Genomic DNA, 23,245 nt, shown 5'->3' on the forward strand with positions numbered 1-23,245 from the left:
AGCCCTTCGTGGTCCGAGCGGTGGCCGCACGGGAACGGGCGACCCGTCCATGCTGTGACCTGTGTCACTTCTACGGTCGCCCTTCTCGGGCCGCACGGCAAGAGGTGGTCAGGAGCGGGAGTGGTCGTGGGTGAGATACGGCATGTGCACTATGACTTGTTTCGGACCCCTACTATTGCCCCGTGCCATGGTCGGAGTCTCTCCCTCAGTTCAGCCTCGCCGGGACCGTTCTGACGGTCCTGCTGCTCCTCTTCGCGGCCCTCGGCGAACCCCTCCTCGGCAGGAGGGCGTTCACGTGGCTGTCCCGTAGGCGCGACGGCGACGCGCGCGCCCTCACGCTCCTGCACGCCGTCACCATGGGCGTCCACGTGCTGTGGGGCCTGGTGGTCTTCGGGGTGCTGCTGCTCTCGCCGGACCTGGTCGCCGCGGACCTGGGCCTGCGCCTGCCCGAGGCGTGGGGGCCGATCGCGGGCGGCGCCGTCGGCGGCCTGCTCGCCCTCACGGTGTTCTGGCTTCTGGTCAACGGCCTTCCGAAGGGGCCCGGGCGCTCCGGCCGTGGTCGCGGCCGCGGCAGGTCGGCGCGCGGCAGGCGCGACCAGGGCGGGAGCGCCCGCGGACGGCGCTCCTCCGCACCGCTCAGCCTTCCCGAACCCGAGCGCGACCGGGGGCTGCTCGCACCGCGCACCACCGCCGAACGGGCGATGGCCGCCGGAGTGGCCGTCACCGGGGGCGTGTTCGGGGAACTGCTCTACCGGGGCCTGTTCATCCTCCTGGTCGCCAGCATGGGCGTGCCGCTGTGGGTCGCCGCCGTGCTGTCGGTGCTGCTGTTCTCCGTCGCGCACCTCTACCAGGGCTGGTGGGGCCTGGTCAGCGCCGGTGCGTCCGGCGCCCTCTTCACCGTCCTGTACCTGGGGACCGGAAGCGTCTGGGTGCCGGTCCTGGTCCACGTGGCGCTCAACCTGCGCTCCCTGGTCTTCCCGCCCGCCGACGTCCGCGAGGCGGGGGAGCGGGAGCGGTACGAGGAGGACGGGGACCCCGAGGCCTACGACGAGTACGGCGAGTACGGCGAGTACGAGGAGCACGGCCACGGGGACGGACCCGCCACCGGGGAGCCGCCGCTGACCGCCGTGGAGGAGGACGGGGGCGCGGACACGGCGATGCCGCCCGTGCCGCCGGGCACGGGGACCCCCGCCCACGGGACCCCGTCCCACGGAGCCGTGTCGGGTTACGGTGACACCCCTGGTCACGGTGGCCCCCCGGTCTACGGGGGCCTCCCGGACCAGGGCGATCCCTACACACGTGGCGCCTCCTACGGCCACAGCGGTTCCCACAGCCACAGCGGGCACTCTGCTTACGGGGACCTCCCGGCCCAGAGCAGGGACTTCGGCCCCAGCGACCCCTACAGCAACAGCGGTCCCCACAGCCACGGCGGCGCCTTCCAGCAGGACCTGTACAGCGGTCTGTCCACCGCGGGACCCTCCTCCGGCTACGGCGACCGCTTCGGCGGCGGTGACCCGGTCGGCTACGGCGGCCACCGCCCGGACGCCCCGTCCTCCGACGCCCCGCTGTACCCCGGCTCCTTCCGCCACGAACCCCTCCCCTCCCACCGGGCGCCGGGAGACCCCTCCCGCGAGGGCCTCCCGGGCGGCGACCGCCGCGGGGAGGACCCCGCGCAACGCCGCCTGTACCCCGACGAGTGGATCGACCGCCGTTACGGTGACGAAAACACCACACCGGGGTCCGACCCCGACCGCTGGAGCTGATCGGGCACGATAGTGGGGTGTCCGACGCCATTGACCACCCGCGCGCCCAACCCCGTGAACACCGCTACCGGCTGACCACCTCCGACGGGGTCGGCATCGACGCCGTGCTCCTGCGCGGCGCCGGGTCCCGCACCACCGCCGTGATCCTCGCCAACGGGTTCACCGGGACCCACCGCAACCCGAGCACGCGTGCCGTCGCCGAAGCGCTGCTCCCGTTCGGCGACGTGATGACCTTCGACTTCCGCGGCCACCACGGCTCCGGCGGGCTCAGCACCGTCGGCAACGCGGAGATCCACGACCTGGAGGCGGTCGCCGTCCGCCTGCGCGAACTCGGCTACACCTCCCTCTCGACCGTGGGGTTCTCGATGGGCGCGGCCGTCGCGATCCGGCACGCCGCCATCTACGGCGGAATGGACGCGGTGGTCTCGGTCAGCGGTCCCAGCCGCTGGTACTACAGGGGGACGCGCGCCATGCGGCTGCTCCACCTGGGCATCGGCCGCAGAGCGGGGCGCCTGTTCCTGCGCGGCTTCCGCAAGGTCAGGGTCGTCGACAAGGAGTGGGACCCCGTACCCGCCGAACCCCGGGAGATCGCCGGGAAGGTCTCCCCGACGCCCCTGCTGGTCGTGCACGGCGACTCCGACGCCTACTTCCCCGTCTCCCACGCCACCGCCATCCACGACGCCGCCAGGGAGCCGCGCGACCTGTGGATCATCCCGGGCATGGGGCACGCCGAACGCGCCGTGACCCCGGAGCTGAGCGCGCGCGTCCGCGACTGGCTCACGGAGAGGGTCGGCGGCGGGAACGCCCGCGCGGGCGGCTGATCAGGGCGGATCGGCACCGCGTCGACAGGTGTGCGCATGTCGGCTAGAAAGGACGGATGATCCGATCTCGTTCGTCCTCACCCGGGAACGGAACACCGTCGGAGGCGGCCCCCACCGGGGCGGCGGCCGACGGCAGCGGTACCACCGGCACCACCCCGCCCGCCCTCCCCGGTCTGCGCGGACGGGGCTTCGCCCTGCTCATCGCGGCGACCGCGGTCGGCCTCTGCGGCTTCGCCGCCGTCCTGCCCCTGGTCCCCCTGTGGGCCACCCGGGGCGGCGCGGGGGAGTTCGGCGCCGGGAGCACCACCGCCGTCTTCATGCTCACCACCGTGCTCACCCAGCTCGCCATGCCCTGGCTGCTGGAGAGGGGCGGCTACCGCTGGGCGTTCCCGGTGGGCGCCCTGGTGATGGGACTGCCCACCCCGCTGTTCGCCCTGACCGCCGACCTGGGCCCGCTGGTGGCCGTCTCGGCGGTGCGCGGCGTTGGCTTCGGCATGGTCAGCGTCGCCGGAACCGTGCTCGCCGCCCGCCTGGTCCCGCACCACCAGGTCGGCCGGGCCACCGGCTACTACGGGCTGGCGGTCGGCCTGCCGCAGGTGCTCATCCTGCCCGGCGGCGTGGCGCTGGCCCTCAACGTCGGCTTCGACACCGCGTTCTGGCTCACCGGTCTGTGCTCGGTCCTGGGCGGGGCCCTGGCCTGGGGCATCTGGTACGCCGACGGCGGCCGCAACCGGGCGGCGCTGCGGAGCACGGTCCGGACCGCCGCCCCCGCCCCGGCCGGTGATCCCGCCGCGGACGCGTCCGCGGGCCGCCCGCTGCTGCGGGCGCTGGCGGCGCCGCTGGTGCTCATGCTGCTGACCGCCTCGTCGGCCAGCGCGATCATCACCTTCCTGGCCATCCCCCTGGAGCGGGCGGCGTGGCTGGTGGGCGGCGCCCTGGCCGCCTACGCGCTGGCGGTGGTGGCGGGCCGGTGGACCGCCGGGATGCTGCACGACCGCCACCGGCGCACCCTCCTGCTGCTGCCGGGCATGGTCGGCGCTGTCGCGGGAATGGCCCTGGTCACCGCCGCGCTGTGGTCGGTCGGGGACGCGCCGGGCACCGGGACGGCGCTGCTGGTGCTCCTGGGATCGGCCGTGTTCGGCCTCGGCTTCGGCGCGGTCCAGAACGAGACCGTCACCCTCATGCTGAACCGCGCCGGTCCGGCCGGGTACGGCCGGGCCAGCGCGGTGTGGAACATCGGCTACGACGCGGGTTCGGGAGCCGGGGCGGTGGTCCTGGGACTGCTGATCCAGCTGACCGGGTACGGGCCCGCGTTCGCGGTCACGGCCGTGGCGCTGCTGGCCTCGGTGCCGCTCGCCCTCGGCGGGCGCGCGGGGCGCCGGGACCGCGCGCGCGGCCGAGCCCGCCGCTCCGGCGGGGCGCCTCAGGGGCGGCCCGCCCCGGACGGCTAGTACGACGAGATGTGCACGTGGTCGTAGTGGTTCTGGGTGTTGTCGCCCCGGTCCTCCATCCACTTCCACTGACGGGACGCGGAGTGCCAGATCTGCTGCTCCCAGATGATGTACTTGATGCCCAGCCGGTCGGCGTTGTCGATCCCGTACTGGGAGATCTGCGAGCCCAGGGACTGGTTGGCGGCCGAGGGCAGCGCGCCGCCCGCGCTCATCATGAAGTCGCAGGCCCGTCCCACGCCGTGGTCGTCTGCGCTGGAGCGCAGGCAGCCGACCGGGTAGGGGGCGCCGAAGTTCTGCACGATCTCGTCGCGGATGGCCGCCATGCGCGGCGTGGCCCCGTCCCAGCCCCAGCCCTGCGCGCTGGCCGGGATGCTGCCGTCGCCCGGGGTCTCGGGGATCTGCTCCGCCTCGTACTCCTCGATCCTGGCCTCGACCTCTTCGCGCTCCTCCTCCAGCGTCTCGACGAGCTCCTCGGCCTCGGCCAGCTCGGTCTGGAGCTCCTCGTTGACCAGGGCGGCCTCGTCCCGCGTCTGGATGAGGTCGTAGATCTGCTCGGACTGGCTCTGCCCGAGGTAGTTCAGCGTCGCGGCGTCGGCGAACATGCTCTCGGGGTCGCTGGAGAAGATCACCTGGAACGCCGGGTCGAGGCCGCCGCCGCTCTTGTACTGGGTGGAGGCGATGGTGGACACACCGCTCCGGGAGGCCTCCAGACGCCCCTCGACCTCCTCCAGGTCCTCCTCGGCCTTCTCCACGCGGTCCTGGATCTCGTTGAACTGGAGGAGTTCGCCGTCGTAGCTCTCCTCCAGCTCCTCGGCCCGCCGGTTCAGTTCGTCGATGTCCACGTCGTCGTTGTCCGGCTCCGCCAGCGCCGTCCCGGGCAGGGCGACCAGCAGGGCCGCCGCCAGGGCGGCGAGGGACAGGGCGGCGCGCCTGCCGCGCGCGGATGAGGGAGGAGTGGGTGTCATGTCTGCTCCGAGGATGGTCCGAGCGCATCCGGTTGGCCTGCGGCGTGTGAAGGGGGGAGCCTCGGCGACGGGAGATGCTCAGCAGACCATACGAGATCTTGGCGTTACATGCCTAGTGCGTTACTCACGTGACTTGGGAGACTGCGCGGGGATGTGTCCGAAGATACCCGCAGCCGGGGACCGGACCGACCCCCGGCCGACCGTTCCGGCTCCGGGCCCACCGGAGGCGGCGCCGGGAGCCGCTCAGCCCGCGCCGCCGAAGGCGCTGGGCAGTTGGACGCCCGCGGGCTCGGGGGGCTCGGGGGGCATGAACCAGTCCGAGCGGCGGATGTCGCGCAGGGCCTGTTTGCGCGTCTGCGGGGCCAGGCGCTCGATGTAGACCATGCCGTCGAGGTGGTCGGTCTCGTGCTGGAGGCAGCGGGCCATCAGCCCCGTGCCCTCCACGGTGACCGGCTCGTTGCGCAGGTCCACCCCCGTGACGACGGCGCGCTCGGCCCGGGTGGCGGGGTACCACAGCCGGGGGACCGACAGGCAGCCCTCGTCGCCCTCCTGGACCTCCTCCGACAGCTCGGCGATCCTCGGGTTGATCACGTAGCCGATCCGGCCCTCGACGTTGTAGCTGAACACGCGCAGGCCCACGCCGATCTGGTTGGCGGCCAGACCCGCCCGCCCGGGGGCCTCGACCGTCTCCAGGAGGTCGTCCACCAGCGCCCGGGTGTGCTTGTCGAAGCGGGTGACGGGTGTGGTGGGCGTGACGAGGACGGGGTCGCCGAAACGGACGATGGGGCGCATGGTCATGTGCCCCAGGGTAGTCGGGAGCGTGCTCCCGGCGGTACGGAAGCGGAGGATCCGGACCCCGCGGGCCGCTCCGAGCGGCTCAGGCCGCGGCCAGGCCGGGGCGCAGGGAGTCGTCCAGCACCATCTCGATGTAGTCCAGGGCGGCCCTGCGCCGGGCCAGCGCGCTCTCGTACAGGGAGGGCGCGCTGGTGTTGCGCCGCACGCGCAGGCACTCGTTGACGATGCGCTGCCACCGGTCGGGGAAGGCGTGCAGGGCGTAGGCGCCCGCGCCGGTCTTGGAGGTGATCTCCCCGGTCTTGAGGGTGAAGTGCAGGCGGCTCACGCTCAGCACGCTCCAGGAGGGCGCCAGGGAGCCCAGGACGGCCAGGCCGCGCGGCGTGACCAGACGGCCCGCCTTCTCGCGCCAGCGGCGCCACTGCTCGTCCAGGGAGCCCAGCGACCAGGCGCGCAGGCTCTCGGGCTCGTCCCACACGTCCAGTTCGAGCGGGTGCGGGCCGCGCACGGTCACGCCGTGCTCGGCGAGGATGTGCCACGTGACGGGGTTGACGTCGGCGCTGGCCCGGTTGCGGAACCGGCCGCCGATCACCGAGGCGACCGGGCCGCAGGCCGCGGGGTCGCGGGTGAGGTCGTCCCAGGTGACGTGGATGCCGTTGAACTGGGGTCCGGTGGCGGCGGCGCGGGTGCGCGCGTGGACGCGTCGCAGCAGCTCCAGTTCGCGCCTGCCGGGCGTGTGGCCGGTGACGATCACGAAGTCGACGTCGCTGGTGTGCGGGCGGAAGTCGCCGAGGGCGACCGAACCGGTCAGGTAGAGGCCTTCGACCAGGCCGGGGGCCTCCTGGTCGGCGTGCGCGAGAAAGGTCTGGGCCAGCGTCTGCACCCGAGGGTGGACGGCCATGCTCACTCCAGTCTGGATGGTTCGGTGCGGATCTTGGGGGCGCGCTCCGTCCGGAGGTGGGGAGTCCGGTCGGGCGGCGGCCCGGAGGGTTCCCGCGGCGTGTGCCGCCTGCGGGTACGCGCTCCATCGGTACCAAGTGTGAGCGGGCCGAGGGGGTCATGGCAAGTGATGGCGCCGGACCCGCATCCTGTCCCCCCACGTCAGGTGGTGTGCGGCTATGGGGGCCTGGGGGAGCGCACACCCTTGACAGTGGGCGGTGCGATGTGCAAAGGGGCCTCGCGCGCGTGCGGGGCGGTCCGGCCCCGCCCGGGCGGGGCGCGGCGTCGTGGCGCGACGGCCGGGGCCGCCGGGCGGGAACGGGCGCCGGCGGAAAACGGCGCGCTCCGAAGGCGGGGAAAATCCGCGTCCCCTCAGGCAGGAAGGCCGCCGCACATTCCGCCGCACGTGCATCCGCACCTGACGAATGCATGAGAAAAGCTTTGCTGGGTATTTCTCTAGAGAGGTCGGGGCGAAAACGACTATTCGTCCGCCGGGGAATGGGTGTGGTGTCCGCCATGTCCCGCCGGGGGCCGGTTTCGGGGCGGGAAGGAAGGAGCGGTTCGTCGGGGCAGGTGGGAGTGGTCGCCTCTCTCGGTTCCAAGGATAGCCCCCTTCGTCCTCCCGAACCCGTGAGTCCTACACCACTCTCCGCGGAAGTGGACACGCCCCGTTTTTTCGGCGATTGTTATGGTTCACGCAGACCCCCGGTGGTCATAACCACCACAGCCATTGTTCGCTTTTTTCCTCCGCGTAACACCGCACAACCCCCGTGAAACTGAGCCGCTTTACGCTCGGCGGGCAAGGGCAGTTCCCCCCGCAGATGTACCGAAGGAGACGTGCATGGTCCCGACGATGGTCCTCGTAGCCGACGACTCGCGTGACACCCACCGCCGGGACGCCCTGTGGGGCCTGGCCGAAGCGGTGGCGAGCAGGGGAGAGGTGCCGGTGACCCCGGCCTTCGGCAGCCCCGACGACGTCGCCGCCACCGTCCACTCCGTCCGGGGGCCCAAGGTGGTCGTCCCCGCCTTCGTCGCGGGCGGCGACGTCGCCAGCGCCCACATGCTCACCCGGCTCGACCTCGGCCGTATGAGCGACGCCTGCCAGACCCCGCCCCTGGGAGCGGTCCCGTCGATCGTGGCCGACCTGGCCGGGCGGCTGGCCGACTCCGGCTGGGGCTCCTCCGACGGCGTGGTGCTGGCCGCCGACGGCACCACCGGCACCGAGGAGCGCCAGGTCGTCATGGACGTGGCGCGCATGCTCAGCCGCCGCCTCGACTCCCCGGTCCAGGTGGGCTACCTGCGCACCTGGGCGCCCTCGGTGGTCGACGCCGTCGACCGGCTGCGCCGCCACGGCCAGGACAACGTCGCCGTCGCCGCGTGGAGACTCGTGGACGGCCCCGACTTCGACCTGCTGCGCGGCCTGGACGTCACCGCGATCACCGAGCCCCTGTGGCCCTCCGAGCTGGTCGTGGACACCCTCCTCGCCCAGCACCGGGCGGTCAGGGGGCGCCTGGCCTGAGACCGCGGTCCCCGACGAGACGACACCGAGGGCGACAACGTCCACCACGCGGGTGATCGGCGGGGTTCGGTGCGCCGTGGCGCCGTTACCGGGAGCGCGCGGATGGGTAAGGGGCAAACGGGCGGGAACTCCCCGCACCCACAAACACGGCATCCGTACCGCGCCGCCTCCCGCACGGCGCGGCAGCGACCGGACGCGACTCCTCCGGCGGCCCCCTTCTCCCCCCGTCGGCGCGGAGGTTCCCCCGCGACCGGTCCGGGACCCGAACAGAGCCAGTGCGCCGCGGACCGTGCGCTCCGCGGCTCCGCCGACCCGTGAGGGGCCCGCCCCGAACCGTCATCGACGCGAGCGAACCTAAGGTGGATGTATGAGTGACGTCACAGCGCAGTTCGTCGATGACCGGCAGCGTCGGCGTCTGGAACGGCGCTTCGGCAGCCACGTCGGCGAGTGGCTGACCGAACTCCCGGGGATCGTCTCCGGGCTCGCCTCCGAGTGGGGGCTGACCGTCGAGGGCCCGGCCCCCCACGGCCGGACCTCCGTCGTGGTCTGCGTCGTGCGCCCGGACGGCGACCGCGCGGTCCTCAAGCTCTCCCCGGACACCGGCCTGGCCGCGTCCGAGGCACGGACGCTGCGGATGTGGGAGACCTCCGGGCGCGTGCCCCGGGTGTGGGAGGTCGACAACGCCCGCGGGGCCATCCTCATGGAGTGGATCGACGGGGACACCGTCGTGGAGGGCGGGAAAGTGCCGCCGATGGAGAGCGTCGGCGCGCTCGTCTCCCAGCTCCACTCCGTCGAGGTGCCCCGGCGCGAGCTGCTCGAACTGCGCCCGCTGACCTCGCGGGTGCAGTTCATCTTCGACCTGTGGAACCGCGAGCGCGCCGAGGGGCCCGCCGCCGAGGTGGTGTCCGCGTCCGCCATGCACCAGGGCTTCTGCCGGGCCCGCGACCTGGCCAACGGCACGGTGGACGTCGTGCCCGTCCACGGCGACCTGCACCCGGGCAACGTCATCGACGGCGGCCGGCGCGGCCTGGTGGCCGTCGACCCGCGCGCCTGCCTGGGCGACGCCGCGGTCGACGCCGTGGACTGGGCCCTGTGGAAGGCCACCAGCCTGCCGGAGGTGGTGCAGCGCGTGGACGTGCTCTCCGGTGTCCTGGGCGTGGACGGCGACCGGATGATGGCGTGGGCGCGCGCGTTCGCGCCCTGCCTGGCGGTGGCCAAGGCCAACCGCGGCCACGGCGGCACCGACGAGTTCGACATGCTCATCGAGCTCTCGGAGGGGGAGGCCTTCGTCCTGTGACCCGTGCCGGACGGCCCCTGCGGCCGGCCGTCCCGGCACGCGCCGACGGGTTCAGCCCCCCGGCTGGGCCGAGCCGGCCCTCTCGAAGCGGTAGCCCCGGCCCGCCTCCGTGATCAGGTAACGCGGGCACGCCGGGTCGGGCTCCAGCTTGCGGCGCAACTGCGCCATGTACACCCGCAGGTAGTTGGTCTCGCTCTGGTAGGCCGGGCCCCACACGTCGTGCAGCAGTTGGCGCTGGCTGACCAGTTGGCCCGCGTGCCGGGCCAGGATCTCCAGGATGTGCCACTCCGTCGGGGTGAGCCGGACCTCCTCGCCCTCCCGCAGCACCCGTTTGGCGCCCAGGTCCACGGTGAAGGAGGGCGTGCGCACCACCGGGGCCTCGTCCACGCGCAACGACCGCCGCTCCGCCGCGCGCATGCGGGCGAGCAGCTCGTCCATCCCGAACGGTTTGGTGACGTAGTCGTCGGCGCCCGAGTCCAGGCAGCGCACCTTCTCCCCGGCCGAGTGCCGCGCCGACAGCACGATGATCGGCACCTGCGACCACCCGCGCAGCCGCTGTATGACCTCCATGCCCTCCATGTCGGGCAGCCCCAGGTCGAGCAGGACCACGTCGGGGTGGTTGTCCGCGGCCAGCCGCAGCGCGGACGCCCCGTCGGCCGCGGTGTCCACGTCGTGCCCGCGCGCCCGCAGGTTGATCCGCATGGCCCGGATGATCTGCATGTCGTCGTCAACGACCAGGACCCGCATCGGTCCCCTCCCCGTCTCCGGTGTCCGTCTCGCTCTTCTCCACAGCACGGAGCGTGAACACCATGGTCAGGCCGCCACCGGGCGTGTCCTCGGGGTCGAGCCTGCCGTGCATCGCCTCAACGAAACCACGCGCGACCGCCAGGCCCAGACCCACCCCCGTGCCCTGGGGGGCGTCGCCCAGGCGCTGGAAGGCCTCGAACATGCGCTGTTTGCCCTCGTCGGAGACCCCGGGCCCGCGGTCCACCACGCGCAGCTGGACGCTGTCGCCGTGCGCGCTCGCCGAGACCAGCACCGGCAGGCGCGGGTCCGGGTTGTACCGGACCGCGTTGGAGACCACGTTGGCCACCGCCCGCTCCAGCAGCCCGGCGTCGGCGCGGACGCGGGGCAGGCGGTCGGGCACGTCCACCACGACCGCCTCGTGCGGCAGGCCCAGCAGGGTGACGGGCACGACCTCCTCCAGGCCCACCGCGCGGAGTTTGGGGCGCACGTTGTCGGTGTGCACCCGGCTCATGTCCAGCAGGTTGTCGATCAGCCGGTTGAGCCGGTCGGTGGACTCCTCCACCGTCTCCAGCAGGTCCTCGCGGTCCTCCTCGGTGAGGGTGATGTCGGTGGCGCGCAGGCTCGACAGGCTCGCCTTGATCGAGGTCAGCGGGGTGCGCAGGTCGTGCGAGACCGCGGCCAGCAGCGCCGTGCGGATGCGGTTGCCCGCCACCTGGCCGCGCGCCTCGGCCGCGTCCCACTCCAGCCTCTGGTGCTCCAGGGCGATGCCGATGTGCGCGGCGAAGGCCCGCAGCACGCCCCGGTCGGCGGCGGGCAGCACCCGGCCGCGCAGCGCCAGCGCCAGGTTGTCGGAGATCGAGACCAGGACGTCGGACTCCTCGGGGGACTCGCACGCCGGGGCGCCGACGCTGTGCGCCGCCCGCCACCGTTCGTCGTCCAGCCGCTCCAGCAGGGTCGCCGACCGCTGCCCGAAGGTCTCCCGGATCCGCCGCAGCAGGGCCTGCAGGGGCTCCTTGCCCGCCAGGACGCTGCTGGCCAGCAGCGTCACCGCGTCGGCCTCGGCCCGGGCGCGCGCGGCCTGCGCCGACCGGCGCGCCGCCATCTCCACCACGATCGCCACCAGTGCCCCCACCAGGGCGAACGCGGTCAGCGCCAGTATGTTGTCCAGCGACACCGGAGGGCGCCCGTGCAGCGGGGACAGCAGCACGGTGAGCAGCACCGCGCTCCACAGCGCCGACACCAGGGCGGGGCGCAGGCCGCCCACCGCCGCGGTGGCCACGGTGGCCAGCAGCAGGAGCATCGCGTCCGAGGCCGCGCCCACGTCCTCGAACAGGGGCAGCGCCATCACCAGCGACAGCAGGGTGGGCGCCAGCAGCGCCAGCGACCAGCCGGTCACCCGGCGGTGCTCGCCCAGCCCCCGGCCGGGCGGCGGCAGCGGCCACCGGCCGCTGCCCACCCGCTCGTGGGTGACGATGTGCACGTCGATGTCCCCGGAGTCGCGCGCCACGATCGCCCCGACCCCGGGGCCGAACACGTACTGCCAGGTGCGGCGGCGCGAGGACCCCAGCACGATCTGGGTGGCCTGCACGCCCCGCGCGAACTCCAGCAGCCCGGTCGGAACGTCGTTGCCGACCACCTGGTGGTAGGTGCCACCCAGCTCCACGAGCAGCCTGCGCTGCCGCAGCAGGTCGTCGGTGGGCGCCTGCGCCATGCCGTTGGGCGGCACCACGTGCACCGCCAGCAGGTGGCTGGGCTGGGGGTGCCCGCCCCGCGAACGGTCGGCCACGCGGGCGGCCCGCCGGATCAGCGTCTCGCCCTCGGGGCCGCCGGTGAGCGCCACCACGACCCGCTCCCGGGCCTCCCAGGTCCGCCGGATCTCGTGCTCGCCGCGGTAGCGGGCCAGGCTCTCCTCCACCCGGTCCGCGGTCCACAGCAGCGCCAGCTCGCGCAGCGCCGCCAGGTTGCCCTCCCGGTAGTAGTCGGCCAGGGCCGCGTCCACGCTCTCGGCCGGGTGGATGTCGCCGCGCGCCATCCTGCGGCGCAGCTCCTGGGGGGTGACGTCCACGAGTTCGACCTCCGCGGCGCGGCGCACCACGTGGTCGGGGACGGTCTGCCGGGGGCGCACGCCGGTGATCTGGTGGACCACGTCGTTGAGGGACTCCAGGTGGTGGATGCCCACGGTGGACAGCACGTCGACGCCCGCCTCCAGCAGTTCCTCCACGTCCTGCCAGCGGGTGGGGTTGGGCGAGCCGGGCGGGTTGGCGCGGGCGAGGTCGTCGACCAGCGCCGTCCGCGGAGCGCGCGCGATCACGGCCGCGGTGTCCACCGAGCCGGACGGCAGCGGTGGAACCCGCTCCAGGCCCTCCAGGAGCGCGGAGGTCCGTGCCCGGCGGTGGGTGTGGGCGGCGGCGACCACGACGTCGGTGCCGCGCTCGGACCGGCGGCGGGCCTCGGCCAGGGCGTTGTGCGTGGTGCCGACGCCGGGGGCCGATCCCAGGTAGATGCGGAGCTTTCCTCGTGCCACGGCATCCATTGTCGGGGCAGGCGAGGGCCGCCGCGGCCGGTTCGGGCCACGGGGCGGGCCGGTTGCGGCCTCGGGCATGACGCGGCGGCCCCGGTTGGCGATACTGGTGGTGACATCCCGGCGCACCCGCCCGGCCGCCCCGCGGGGGCGGGGCGGTGCCCGGCCGCCGCGCGCGGCCGACGAGCATTGGTGAGGAGGCGCGGCGTCCGTCCGCCGGACGGGCCGACGCCGCGGAGCCGATGACCTATCCCCCCGACGACGGTTCTTTCCCCGGTCCCCCCGGCGGGGAGCCCTTCCCCGGACAGCCGGGACAGCCCCCTCCGGGACCGCGGCCCCGGCCGGTCTATCCCGGGCAGCCGCAGCCCGGCCCGGGGCCCACGGGAGGCTTCCCGGGGCCGCCGCTGCCGCCGGTTCCCGGCACCCCGGGGCGGCCCGGCCCGCCCCGGCGCCCCCGCAGGGGCCTGCTCGTCGGCGGCACCGCCGCGGCGGTCCTGCTGGCGGTCTCCCTCGGCGTCGTGGTGTGGAACATCGCCGACGGCCGCCCCTACGCGGAACTGCCCGGCTGCGGACGGCTGCTGCCCGCCGAGCTGGTGGACTCCGTGCCCGGCACCGAGAGCCCCCGAGCCGAGGGCGAGTACGTCGCCGCCGAGGACGGCGAACTGGGGTACCTGGACGAGGAGGGCCTCCTCGGCTACCTCAGCTGCAGCGTCGGGAACGTCGACGGCTACCCCGTACACGTCATCGTCTCCCTCTTCGACTACGAGGACGGAGGGGAGACCGTCGATAGGCTCCACGGGGACCTGGAGGACGAACTCCGGGACCGCGAGGCGGGACACCACGCGCAGGAGACGGCGGTCCTGGACTGGCGTCCCGTGTCCGCGGGCGACACCGGGTACGCGGTCCTCGTCGAGGGCGACGAGCACAGCGACGCGGACGCCTACGGCGTGGTGTTCTTCGCCACCGTCAACGTGACGGTCTCGGTCTCCTACACCGTCGGCGGCGACGGCGTCGGCGAGGCCGGGGCGCTGGACTTCCTCGCCGACTTCGCCGGACGGGTGGAGCGCCAGCTCTCCCGCGAGGGGGAACGGGCCTGACGCCCGCCCGGGGGCGGTCGCCCGCCCCCGGGTCCCGGGCGCGGGGCGTCCTACGGGGCGGGTATGAGCTTGCCCGGATTCAGGATCCCCTCCGGGTCCAGCGCGGCCTTGACCGCGCGCAGCACCTCCCCGCCCAGGGGGCCGATCTCCGCGGCCATCCACGGCAGGTGGTCGGTCCCCACCGCGTGGTGGTGGGTGATCGTTCCGCCGTTGGCGGCGATCGCCTCCGAGGCGGCCCGCTTGGCCCGTCCCCAGCGCTCCAGCGGCGCGGCCCCGGCCGCCGTCACCACCGTGAAGTACAGCGAGGCGCCCGTGGGGTAGGTGTGCGACACGTGGCACATCACCACGGCGCCGCCCTCCCCGTCATCCAGCGCCCCGGTGAGCGCGCCGGAGACCGCCGCGTACAGCGGGAGCAGGCCGCTCCACGGGGCGGCGGTCTCCAGGGTCTCGGCCAGCACCCCGGCCGACAGCAGGGAGTCGCGCAGGTAGGGCGCGGAGAACCGGTTGTCCCGCCAGTGCGCCACCGGCCCGGGCCCCAGCGGGGTGCCGCCCGCCCCGGCCACGGCCTCCCGCGCCGCGGCCGCGCGGACCCCCACCTCGGCGCCGGTGCCCTCGAAGCCCAGGACCGCCTGGCAGCCGGGCGCGGCCTCGCGCCCTCCCATCGCCGCTCCGACGAAGGTCTCCGCCTCGTCCAGGACCCGCGCCATGGTCGGCCGGATCCCGGACTGGGCCAGGGTCCGCAGCGCGTCCACGCCCGTGGCGAAGTCGGGGAAGGACCACGCCTCGTCCAGCACGCGCTCGGGGCGGCGGCGGATCCGCAGCCCCACCTCGGTGATCACGCCCAGCGTCCCCTCCGAGCCCAGCAGCAGGCGGCCCAAATCCGGCCCGGCCGCCGAGGCGGGCGGGCCGCCCGTGTCCAGGGTGCCGCGCGGGGTGGCCGCGCGCAGCGAGACCACCATGTCCTCGAAGCGGCCGTACCCGGAGGAGGCCTGCCCGCTGGAACGTGTGGCCGCGTATCCGCCGACGCTCGCGTACTCGTAGCTCTGCGGCAGGTGCCCGAGCGTGCACCCGTGCTCGGCCAGCAGCGCCTCGGCGCGCGGGGTGCGCACTCCCGCTCCCAGGACAGCGGTCATGGACTCGGTGTCCACCGACACCAGCCGGTCCAGGCGGCGCAGGTCCAGGCTGACCACGGCGCGCAGGCCGCCGCGCAGGGGCGCGACCCCGCCCACCACGCTGGTGCCGCCGCCGAAGGGCACCACGGCCACGCGCTCGGCCGAGCACACCTCCAGGACGCGCCGTACCTGGTCGTGGTCGGCGGGGTACAGGACGGCGTCCGGCGCGGGGTCGGCCCTGCCCGCGCGGCGCAGCAGCAGGTCGGGGGTGCTCTTGCCGCCGCTGTGGCGCAGCCGGGCGGCGTCCCCGTCGTCCAGGTGGTCGGGCCCGACCACACCGGCGAGCAGTCCGCGCAGCCGCCCGTCCAGCCGCGAGGGGGGCATCTCCACCCGCTCCTCGGGGGCGGGGGGCAGGTCCGCCAGAGGGGCCCGCAGCACCTGGGAGACCAGCTCGCGCAGGCCGGGGTCCAGAGCACGCGCCCGGGCGGGGTCGCCCCACGCGAACCAGCTCATCTCGGGCGCCGCCCCGGGGGAGGTGTCGTCAGTCATGCTCTACAGTTTTACATATGGCGTCAATACGTAACGTTGAAGACCGTATCCTGGACGCGGCCCGCGCCTGCGTCGAGGCCTTCGGGGTGCGCCGCACCACCCTGACCGACGTGGCGCGCCGCGCCGGGGTGAGCCGCCCCACCGTGTACCGGCGATGGCCCGACGCGACCGCGCTCGTGGCCGACCTGCTCACCCGGGAGCTGCGGCGCATCCTCGCGGACCAGGGGGAGGGCCCCGGCGGGCCCGCCGGGGAGGACGTGCGCGCCCGGCTGGTCCGGCACGCGGCCGGGGTCGCCCGCGCTCTGCTCGCCCACCCGCTGTTCGTCCGGATCGTGGACACCGAGCCCGAGCTCCTGGCCACCTACACCTTCCAGCGGCTGGGCACCAGCCACCGCGCGGCCCTCGAACTGGTCGAGCCGGTCGTGGCCGAGGGCCAGCGCGACGGGTCGGTGCGCGCGGGGGATCCCGCGGTGCTGGCCCGCCTCGTGCTGGTCACGGTCCAGGGCACGGTCACCTCCCGCCGCCTGTTCGCCGACGTCACCGACGAGTCCGGCCTCGTCGACGAGCTCGCCGCCCTCCTGGACGGCTACCTCCGCCCGCCGAACCGGGAGAGCCCATGAACCCCGCGGTCCGCACCTCCTCCTCCCTCAACGCCGCCCGGCGCGCGGCCGACCTCGCCGCGCTGGAACACGACCCCCGGATCGACCTCCTCGTCGTCGGCGGGGGAGTGACGGGCGCCGGAGTCGCGCTCGACGCTGCCGCGCGCGGCCTGTCCACCGCCCTGGTCGAACGCCACGACCTGGCCTTCGGCACCAGCCGCTGGAGCTCCAAGCTGGTCCACGGCGGCCTGCGCTACCTGGCCAGGGGACAGGTCGCCATCGCCTACGAGAGCGCCCGCGAGCGCGACGTCCTCATGCGGGTCACCGCGCCCCACCTGGTGCGGCCCCTGCCCATGGTCGTCCCCGTCCACCGGGGGACCGGGCTCGCGCGCGCCCTGTTCGTCCGCGCCGGGGCCGGGGCGGGCGACCTGCTGCGGATCATGGCCGGGACCCCCGGCGGCGTGCTGCCCCGGCCCCGCGTGGTCGGCCCGCGCCAGACCCTGCGCCTGCTCCCGGGCGTCGCGCGGCGGGGGCTCCTCGGCGGCGTCGTGTCCTTCGACGGCCAGCTCGTGGACGACGCCCGCCTCGTGGTGGCCCTGGCCCGCACCGCCGCCCGCGAGGGCGCCCGTATCCTCACCCGCTGCTCGGCCGAGAGCCTGGCCGCCGACGGCGCCGTGCTGCGCGACGGAGTGACGGGCCGGATCGTCCCCGTGCGCCCGCGCGCGATCGTCAACGCCACCGGGGTCCACGCCGACCGGCTCGACCCCCATGTGCGGCTGAGCCCCAGCCGGGGCAGCCACCTGGTGCTCGACGGCGCCGCCCTGGGCCGCCCCCGGGCCGCGCTCACCGTGCCGATCGACGGCAGCGCCAGCCGCTTCGTGTTCGCCCTGCCCCAGCCGGACGGCCGGGTCCTGGCCGGGCTCACCGACGAACCCGTGGACGGCCCCGTGCCGGACGTGCCCGAGGCGCCCGACAGCGACGTGGACTTCCTGCTGGGCCAGTTCAACCGGGCCCTGGAGACCCGCCTGGCGCGCGCCGACGTCCTGGGCGCCTTCGCCGGGCTGCGCCCGCTGGTGCACGGGGCCGGGGAAAGCGCCGACCTGTCCCGCGAGCACGCCGTCACGGTCGCTCCGAACGGCACCGTCACCGTGGTCGGCGGCAAGCTCACCACCTACCGCGCCATGGCCGAGCAGGCCGTCGACACCGCCGTGCGCTCCCGCGGGCTGTCCGCGGGCCCCTGCCGGACCCGCGCGCTGCCCCTGGTCGGCGCCGCCCCGCGCGAGGAACTGGACGCCGTGGCCGCCCCGCGCCGCCTGGTGGCCAGGTACGGCACCGAGGCGGCCGCCGTGCTGGCCGAGGCCGACGCCGCCCCGGAGCTGCTCGCCCCCCTCGTCCGCGGGGTCACCGGGGCCGAACTCCGCTTCGGGGTGCGCCACGAGGGGGCCATGGACGCCGCTGACCTGCTGGACCGCCGCACGAGGGTCGGGCTCGTCCCCGCCGAGCGCTCCGCGGCCGAGGCCGCCGCGCGGGAGGCGCTCAAGGCCGTGGGCTGAACGGCGGGCCGGGTCGGGGGGAGACGGGCCGGAGAACGCGCGGGATTTCGGGGACTCACCACACCCGCATCCCCTGTCCCACAGGGTTCTGATCGCGTAAGGTCGTAGCCGTTCCCGCCGCCCCTCCCCCGAAGGCGGTTCCAGAACGCTCCCGCAGCCGCCCCCTTCCCCCGGTTCGCCTGCCCACTGAACCGCCCCGCCGAAGGAGTCCTCCCATGCCCACGCTCGTCTCCGTGCCGGCTCTGGCCAAGGCCGAGGACACCGTCCTCACGGGTGTGCCCGACGAGTACCGGCACTACTTCAGCGGACGGCCGCCGGTCCCCTTCACCAAACGCCACTGGGAGTTCCCCGGGGAGCCCGCCGGCGTGCCGCTGGCCCGCGCCTTCCTGGATACCTGCGCGGCCGCCCGGGACAGCGACTACCGGTACGTCTTCTCGCTGCTGGGCACCGAGCTGGCCACCAACGCCATCCGGCACAGCCGCTCCGGAGAGGAGGGCCAGACCTTCGTGCTGCGGGTGACCCGGGCGCCCAACGGGCTCACGCTGGTCTGCCGGGACAACGGCAGGCCCACGCGCTCCGAGCCGGGAGAGGACCGCCCGCTGAGCGCCGGACCGCTGGAGGGCGACCGGCTCACCGCGGAGAACGGCCGGGGCCTGGCCCTGGTCGACAGCTTCGCCACCGCCTGGGGCGACAACGGCCACCCCAGCATCCGCAAGGTGTGGTTCCACCTGGCCTACGACCTCACCGGCAGCTCCTGGCCCGCGGCCTGAGCCCTCCGGGGCGGGGGGAGAGGGGCGGGGGAGAGCCGGACGGGGCGTGCGCTCTTGCCACCCGGGGGCGGGCGTGTCAGCATACTGGCCAGTAGCCGCATGTGGCGCGGATCACGGGACGGCGCGATCCCCGGTCCGCACGGGCCGCGGGCCCCGTGACACCGCACGCGGCGCCTCAGGCCGACGCCCTCACCTCCGCGGTCCGCGACGGCCGGCCACTCCCCCCGACCGCCCGATCGCGCCCCCCGCGCGGCCCGCCCCCGAGGTGTCCGCCCATGGATTCCACCATCGCCACGATCGCGCTCCCGGCGGCACTCGCCGTCATCATGCTCGGCCTCGGCCTGAGTCTGACCGTCGGGGACTTCGTCCGACTGACCAGGATGCCCGGCACGGTCGCGCTCGTCCTGGGCTGCCAGATCCTCGTCCTGCCCCTGGTCTGCCTCGCCCTCGTCCTGCTCTTCGACCCGCCGCCCGCCCTGGCGGTGGGCATGATGCTGCTCGCCGCCTCGCCCGGCGGCACCACCGCCAGCCTGTACAGCTACCTGTTCCGCGGCAACGTCGCGCTCAACATCTCCCTGACGGCGCTCAACTCCCTCACCGCCATGGTCACCCTGCCGCTGATCACCAACCTGGCCATCGCCCGCTTCATGGGCGACGGCGACACCCTCGGCCTCCAGGTCGGCAAGGTCCTCCAGGTGTTCGCGGTCATCCTGGTCCCCGTCGCGGTCGGCATGCTCGTCAGGGCGCGGGCGGACGCCTTCGCCCGGCGCATGGAGATGCCGGTCAAGATCGCCTCCGTCGCGGTGCTGTTCGGCGTCATCGCCGTCGCGCTCTACCAGGAACTCGACAACATCGGCGACTACATCGTGTCCGTGGGACTGATGGTGCTGCTGTTCAACATCGCCAGCCTCACCATCGGCTACTGGGCGCCGCGCGCCCTGGGCACCGGCCGCCCCGAGGCGATCGCCTCCTGCATGGAGATCGGCCTGCACAACACCACGCTGTCCCTGGCCATCGCGCTCAGCCCGGCCCTGCTCGGCAGCACCGAGATCGCCGTCCCGTCCGCGGTGTACGGCGTGCTGATGTTCTTCACCGCGGCCGCCACCGGCCTGCTGGTCACCCGCGGGGCAACCCGGGAGGAGGCCCCGGCGCCCGGCCGCTGACCCGCTCCCCGCCGGGTGCCGCCCCACAGGACCGGGCCGGGGCCGCTCACCTGCTGTCGAGGTAGGCGAGCACCGCGCGCACCCGGCGGTGCCCGCTGTCGGAGGGCGAGAGCCCCAGCTTCGCGAAGATGTTGCCGACGTGCTTGTGCACCGCGTTCTCGGTGACCACGATCCGCTCGGCGATCTCCCCGTTGTCGAGCCCCTCCGCCATCAGCGCCAGGACCTCGTTCTCGCGCCGGGTGAGCGACTCCAGGGGGTCGCGGACCCGGCGGGCCAGCAGCTGCTGCACCACCGCCGGGTCCATCACCGTGCCGCCCCCGGCCACCCGCCGCAGCGCGTCCACGAACTCGCTGACCCGGCCCACCCGGTCCTTGAGCAGGTAACCCACCCCGCCGCGGCCGTCGGCCAGCAGCTCCCCGGCGTAGTCCCTCTCCACGTACTGCGAGAGCACCAGCACCGGCAGCGCCTCGTGCCTGCGGCGGGCCCCGATCGCCGCGTGGATGCCCTCGTCGCGGAAGTTCGGCGGCAGCCGCACGTCCACGATGGCCAGGTCGGGCCGGTGGCGGTCCACGGCGTCGGCGAAGGCCGCCGCGTCCGCGGCCACCTCGGCCACCTCGAAGCCCCTGGTGGAGAGCAGCAGCTCCAGACCCGCCGACAGCAGCACGTTGTCCTCGGCGATCACGATCCGCACGGCATCTCCACGTCGATCACGGTCGGCCCGCCCGCCGGGCTGTCCACGCGTACCGTACCGTCCAGGGCGGCCACCCGGCGGCGCAGTCCCCGCACCCCGCTGCCGCGCTCCTCGTCCACCCCGCCCGAGCCGTCGTCGCGCACCGTCACCCGCAGCACGCCGCCCGCCCGCTCCAGGCGCACGGAGACCTCCCCGGCCCCGCTGTGCTTGACCGCGTTGGTGACCGACTCGGTGACCACGAAGTAGGCCGCGGTCTCCACCGCCACCGGGAGCTCACCCAGCTCGCCCACGTCCAGGCGGGTGGGGACGGTGGTGCGGGCGGCCAGCGCGGTCAGCGCCCCGGACAGGCCCCGGTCGGCCAGGATCGGCGGGTAGATGCCCTGGATCACCTCGCGCAGCTCGGCCATCGCCTCCTCGGCGCCCTCGTGGGCGTTGCGGAGCAGCGCGGCCACGGCCGGGTTCTCCACCGCCTCCCGCGCCACGCCCAGCTGCATCGCGATCGCCACCAGCCGCGCCTGGGTGCCGTCGTGCAGGTCGCGCTCGATCCGGCGCAGCTCCGCGCCGTGCGCGTCCACCACGTCGGCGCGCGTGCGGCTCAGCTCGTCCACCCGGGCCGCCAGCAGCTCCGCCTCGGTGGGGGCCAGCAGCGCGAGGGTCATGCGGGCGTGGGCCCGGGCCGCCGGGACGGCCGCGCCCAGGCCCAGCCCGCACCCGATCACCGCGTAGGCGACCCCGGTGACCAGCGCGGTGCCCCAGTCCAGCACGGGGAGCCACAGGAGCTGCAACGGCTCCTCTCGCGGGACCGCCCACCAGAACAGGTACTGCGGCGCGCTCAGCGGCATCGCGAGGGCCAGCAGCCCCACGAGCCCCAGTACGGTGCTGGTGGGCGCGAACGCGGGCAGCCACAGCAGGACGCGGCGGGTGGACGGACGCCCCCACAGCTCCCGGAAGCCGGACGCCTCACGCCCGCCCACGCGCGGGACCGGCACGCCCAGGAAGCGGGACGCCCACCGCTGGTGCCAGGAGGCCCACCGGCCCAGGAGCCCCACCCAGCGAGGGAGCAGCACGAACCCCAGCCCCCCGAGGGGGATGGTCAGCGCCACGGCCAGGGTCAGCGGCAGCATCGCCAGCGTCACCAGTCCCGAGCCCAGGACCACCAGCAGGTACGTGCTGGCCCTCAGCGCCCGCCTCCAGACCGCGCCCATGCCCGCCGTCCCTTCGTCTCGCCCGTCGACCACCGACAGTCTGGTCCATCGCGGACACCCCGGGCACTACAGCCAGCCACCCTCTCCGGCCTCGGCGGCGTGGCGGGCGACCCGGCCGAGGCGTTCGCGGTCTGGCACGAGGAGGTCGCCCCGGCTCAGTCCCCCGGCCCCTCCTCGTCGTCCTCGTCGCGGGTGAGGGAGTCCACGGCCACCGCCACGCTGATCACCAGCGCGGGGTCCCCGGCGATGTCGGCGCGGTGGGTGTTCACGTCCACCGCGTAGGTGTCCAGGACACGGAACCACTTGCGGGACACGTGCGCGACGGTGCCGTGCTCGTCGCTGATCACGTACTCCTTGTCGAGGAAGTCCCCGGTGACCTCCCAGTCCGGCGCGCCCTCCACCTCCACCACGAGCTTGTCGCGCAGCGGGTTGACCAGGCGCTTGCGGACGGTGGCGGTGGTGCCGCCCTCCCGCTCGACCCTCATCTGGTCGCGCAGTCTGAACAGCTTCTTGCGGATGACGGCGAGGACGGTGCCGCCGGTGTCCTTGAGCTCGAAGGTCGTGCGCAGCCGCAGCGCCTTGCCGTCCACGAGGAAGACCTTCTCACCCGCCTCGTCGGTCACCCAGTAGTCGTCACCGATGTCGAAAACGCGTTCGCGTACCAGGAACTTCATGCTCCGAAGTTAGGGCACGCGCGCCCGCCGCACCAGAGGCCGCCCGCGCCTGTGGACAACGCCTCCCGGGCGGCGCCGCGCCGGGCGGGTACCGGCCCGCGGACCGCGCGGCGGGTCCCGCGCCGACACCGTCCGCGGGAGGGGCCGCGCCCGCGAAAGTCCGCCCGCTGCGGCACAACACGCGCCGGAGCGGGTACCTATGGGCACATCCCGACCCGGAAAGGTCCCCATGACCTGGCACACCCGGCCCATGGCCGCGTTCGACACCGAGTCCACCGGCCTGGACACCGGCAACGACCGGATCGTCACCGCCGCCCTGTGGCGCATCGACCCCGCGGCCCGCACCAAGGAGGTGACGACCTGGCTCATCGACCCCGGGATCGAGATCCCCCGGGAGGCCACCGACATCCACCACATCACCACCGAGCACGCCCGCGAGCACGGCCGTCCCGCCGCCGAGGCGGTGCCCGAGATCGGCGCCGCCCTGGAGAAGGCCGCCGTGGACGGGCTGCCGGTGGTGGTCTACAACGCCCCCTACGACCTGGGCCTGCTCTCCGCCGAGCTCCGGCGCCACGACGCCGGGGCGCGCTTCGACGGGATGCTGCGCGTCCTGGACCCCTTGGTGATCGACAAGCGCTTCGACACCTTCCGGCGCGGCTCGCGCAAGCTGGTCGACGTGTGCGCCCACCACGGCGTGCGCCTGGACGCCGACCAGGCGCACGGGGCCGCCGCGGACGCGCTCGCCGCCGCCCGGCTGGCCTGGAAGCTCGCCGCCGCCCACCCCGAACTGGCGGCCATGGACATCGACGACCTGCACGCCGCGCAGGCCGCCTGGAAGGCCGAACAGGCCACGAGCTTCCAGGAGTACCTGCGGCGCAGGGACCCCGAGGCGGTCGTGGACGGCTCCTGGCCGCTGCCCGGCCCGGCCTGACCGCCCGCCGCACCGCCGCGGCCGGACGGCCACCGGCGGCCCGGACCGCGGACGGCCCGGACCGCGGACGGCCCGGACACGAGGGG

At 74.5% G+C, this 23,245-nt stretch carries 20 protein-coding genes; 11 read left to right on the top strand and 9 right to left on the bottom strand.

Going from position 1 to position 23,245, the window contains the following annotated elements; all coding sequences use genetic code 11:
- Positions 1-182 precede the first annotated feature (182 nt).
- From PV789_RS05395 to PV789_RS05405, 3 genes are read left to right on the top strand one after another with little or no spacing between them, the layout of a single operon-like run.
- Positions 183-1,763: a CPBP family intramembrane glutamic endopeptidase gene (locus PV789_RS05395; protein ID WP_274976405.1), complete on the top strand. Its 1,581-nt coding sequence runs from the start codon at positions 183-185 to the stop codon at positions 1,761-1,763.
- A 17-nt stretch (positions 1,764-1,780) separates the two neighbouring features.
- The gene (locus PV789_RS05400; RefSeq protein ID WP_274976406.1) at positions 1,781-2,584 is read left to right on the top strand and encodes an alpha/beta hydrolase; all 804 of its coding nucleotides are present in this window, start codon (positions 1,781-1,783) and stop codon (positions 2,582-2,584) included.
- A 56-nt stretch (positions 2,585-2,640) separates the two neighbouring features.
- Complete coding sequence (locus PV789_RS05405; RefSeq protein WP_274976407.1) at positions 2,641-4,035, top strand: MFS transporter; 1,395 nt, start codon at positions 2,641-2,643, stop codon at positions 4,033-4,035.
- Here PV789_RS05405 and PV789_RS05410 read toward each other — a convergent pair.
- The 3 genes from PV789_RS05410 to PV789_RS05420 all read right to left on the bottom strand — a co-directional run bounded on the left by PV789_RS05410 (position 4,032) and on the right by PV789_RS05420 (position 6,693).
- A complete protein-coding gene (locus tag PV789_RS05410; protein WP_274976408.1) occupies positions 4,032-5,000 on the bottom strand; it encodes a coiled-coil domain-containing protein in 969 nt (322 codons plus the stop codon). The genes PV789_RS05405 and PV789_RS05410 overlap by 4 nt on opposite strands.
- Before the next feature lie 243 nt (positions 5,001-5,243).
- Positions 5,244-5,798, bottom strand: a complete 555-nt coding sequence (def, locus tag PV789_RS05415) for a peptide deformylase (RefSeq protein ID WP_274976409.1) — start codon at positions 5,796-5,798, stop codon at positions 5,244-5,246.
- 79 nt (positions 5,799-5,877) lie between these two features.
- Positions 5,878-6,693: a nucleotidyltransferase domain-containing protein gene (locus PV789_RS05420; RefSeq protein WP_274976410.1), complete on the bottom strand. Its 816-nt coding sequence runs from the start codon at positions 6,691-6,693 to the stop codon at positions 5,878-5,880.
- A gap of 879 nt (positions 6,694-7,572) precedes the next feature.
- On the opposite strand from PV789_RS05420, the gene PV789_RS05425 reads away from it, so the two are divergent.
- Both PV789_RS05425 and PV789_RS05430 read left to right on the top strand, forming a co-directional pair.
- Positions 7,573-8,250, top strand: coding sequence for a sirohydrochlorin chelatase (locus PV789_RS05425; protein WP_274976411.1), 678 nt, complete (start codon positions 7,573-7,575; stop codon positions 8,248-8,250).
- 367 nt (positions 8,251-8,617) lie between these two features.
- A complete protein-coding gene (locus PV789_RS05430) occupies positions 8,618-9,547 on the top strand; it encodes an aminoglycoside phosphotransferase family protein (protein ID WP_274976412.1) in 930 nt (309 codons plus the stop codon).
- Positions 9,548-9,598: 51 nt separating this feature from the next.
- Here the strand turns inward: PV789_RS05430 and PV789_RS05435 are convergent, their stop codons facing one another.
- Complete coding sequence (locus tag PV789_RS05435; RefSeq protein WP_274976413.1) at positions 9,599-10,294, bottom strand: response regulator; 696 nt, start codon at positions 10,292-10,294, stop codon at positions 9,599-9,601.
- A complete protein-coding gene (locus PV789_RS05440; RefSeq protein WP_274976414.1) occupies positions 10,275-12,827 on the bottom strand; it encodes an ATP-binding protein in 2,553 nt (850 codons plus the stop codon). Before PV789_RS05440 ends, PV789_RS05435 begins: the two co-directional genes overlap by 20 nt.
- A 230-nt stretch (positions 12,828-13,057) precedes the next feature.
- On the opposite strand from PV789_RS05440, the gene PV789_RS05445 reads away from it, so the two are divergent.
- Positions 13,058-13,912 carry a hypothetical protein gene (locus tag PV789_RS05445; protein ID WP_274976415.1) on the top strand — a complete coding sequence of 285 codons (855 nt, stop codon included), beginning with the start codon at positions 13,058-13,060 and terminating at the stop codon, positions 13,910-13,912.
- 50 nt (positions 13,913-13,962) lie between these two features.
- Here the strand turns inward: PV789_RS05445 and PV789_RS05450 are convergent, their stop codons facing one another.
- Entirely contained in the window at positions 13,963-15,573 is a 1,611-nt protein-coding gene (locus PV789_RS05450) for an FAD-binding oxidoreductase (RefSeq protein ID WP_274976416.1), read from the bottom strand.
- 17 nt (positions 15,574-15,590) lie between these two features.
- Between PV789_RS05450 and PV789_RS05455 the strand changes: the two genes are divergently transcribed.
- From PV789_RS05455 to PV789_RS05470, 4 genes are all read left to right on the top strand, one after another.
- Positions 15,591-16,193 (top strand): TetR/AcrR family transcriptional regulator, encoded by a 603-nt coding sequence (locus tag PV789_RS05455; protein WP_274976417.1) that lies wholly within the window; start codon positions 15,591-15,593, stop codon positions 16,191-16,193.
- Positions 16,190-17,725 carry a glycerol-3-phosphate dehydrogenase/oxidase gene (locus PV789_RS05460; RefSeq protein WP_274976418.1) on the top strand — a complete coding sequence of 512 codons (1,536 nt, stop codon included), beginning with the start codon at positions 16,190-16,192 and terminating at the stop codon, positions 17,723-17,725. Before PV789_RS05455 ends, PV789_RS05460 begins: the two co-directional genes overlap by 4 nt.
- A 215-nt stretch (positions 17,726-17,940) precedes the next feature.
- Positions 17,941-18,495, top strand: coding sequence for an ATP-binding protein (locus PV789_RS05465; RefSeq protein ID WP_274976419.1), 555 nt, complete (start codon positions 17,941-17,943; stop codon positions 18,493-18,495).
- 275 nt (positions 18,496-18,770) lie between these two features.
- Entirely contained in the window at positions 18,771-19,658 is an 888-nt protein-coding gene (locus tag PV789_RS05470; RefSeq protein WP_274976420.1) for a bile acid:sodium symporter family protein, read from the top strand.
- A 46-nt stretch (positions 19,659-19,704) separates the two neighbouring features.
- Here the strand turns inward: PV789_RS05470 and PV789_RS05475 are convergent, their stop codons facing one another.
- From PV789_RS05475 to PV789_RS05485, 3 genes are all read right to left on the bottom strand, one after another.
- Complete coding sequence (locus PV789_RS05475) at positions 19,705-20,349, bottom strand: LuxR C-terminal-related transcriptional regulator (RefSeq protein WP_013151363.1); 645 nt, start codon at positions 20,347-20,349, stop codon at positions 19,705-19,707.
- Complete coding sequence (locus PV789_RS05480; protein ID WP_274976421.1) at positions 20,337-21,554, bottom strand: sensor histidine kinase; 1,218 nt, start codon at positions 21,552-21,554, stop codon at positions 20,337-20,339. Before PV789_RS05480 ends, PV789_RS05475 begins: the two co-directional genes overlap by 13 nt.
- A 155-nt stretch (positions 21,555-21,709) precedes the next feature.
- Positions 21,710-22,228, bottom strand: a complete 519-nt coding sequence (locus PV789_RS05485) for an LURP-one-related/scramblase family protein (RefSeq protein ID WP_274976422.1) — start codon at positions 22,226-22,228, stop codon at positions 21,710-21,712.
- 229 nt (positions 22,229-22,457) lie between these two features.
- Between PV789_RS05485 and PV789_RS05490 the strand changes: the two genes are divergently transcribed.
- Positions 22,458-23,159 (top strand): exonuclease domain-containing protein, encoded by a 702-nt coding sequence (locus tag PV789_RS05490; protein ID WP_274976423.1) that lies wholly within the window; start codon positions 22,458-22,460, stop codon positions 23,157-23,159.
- The last annotated feature ends 86 nt before the right edge of the window (positions 23,160-23,245 follow it).

The sequence above is a fragment of the Nocardiopsis camelliae genome, from assembly GCF_028993595.1.
Classification (GTDB): domain Bacteria; phylum Actinomycetota; class Actinomycetes; order Streptosporangiales; family Streptosporangiaceae; genus Nocardiopsis; species Nocardiopsis dassonvillei.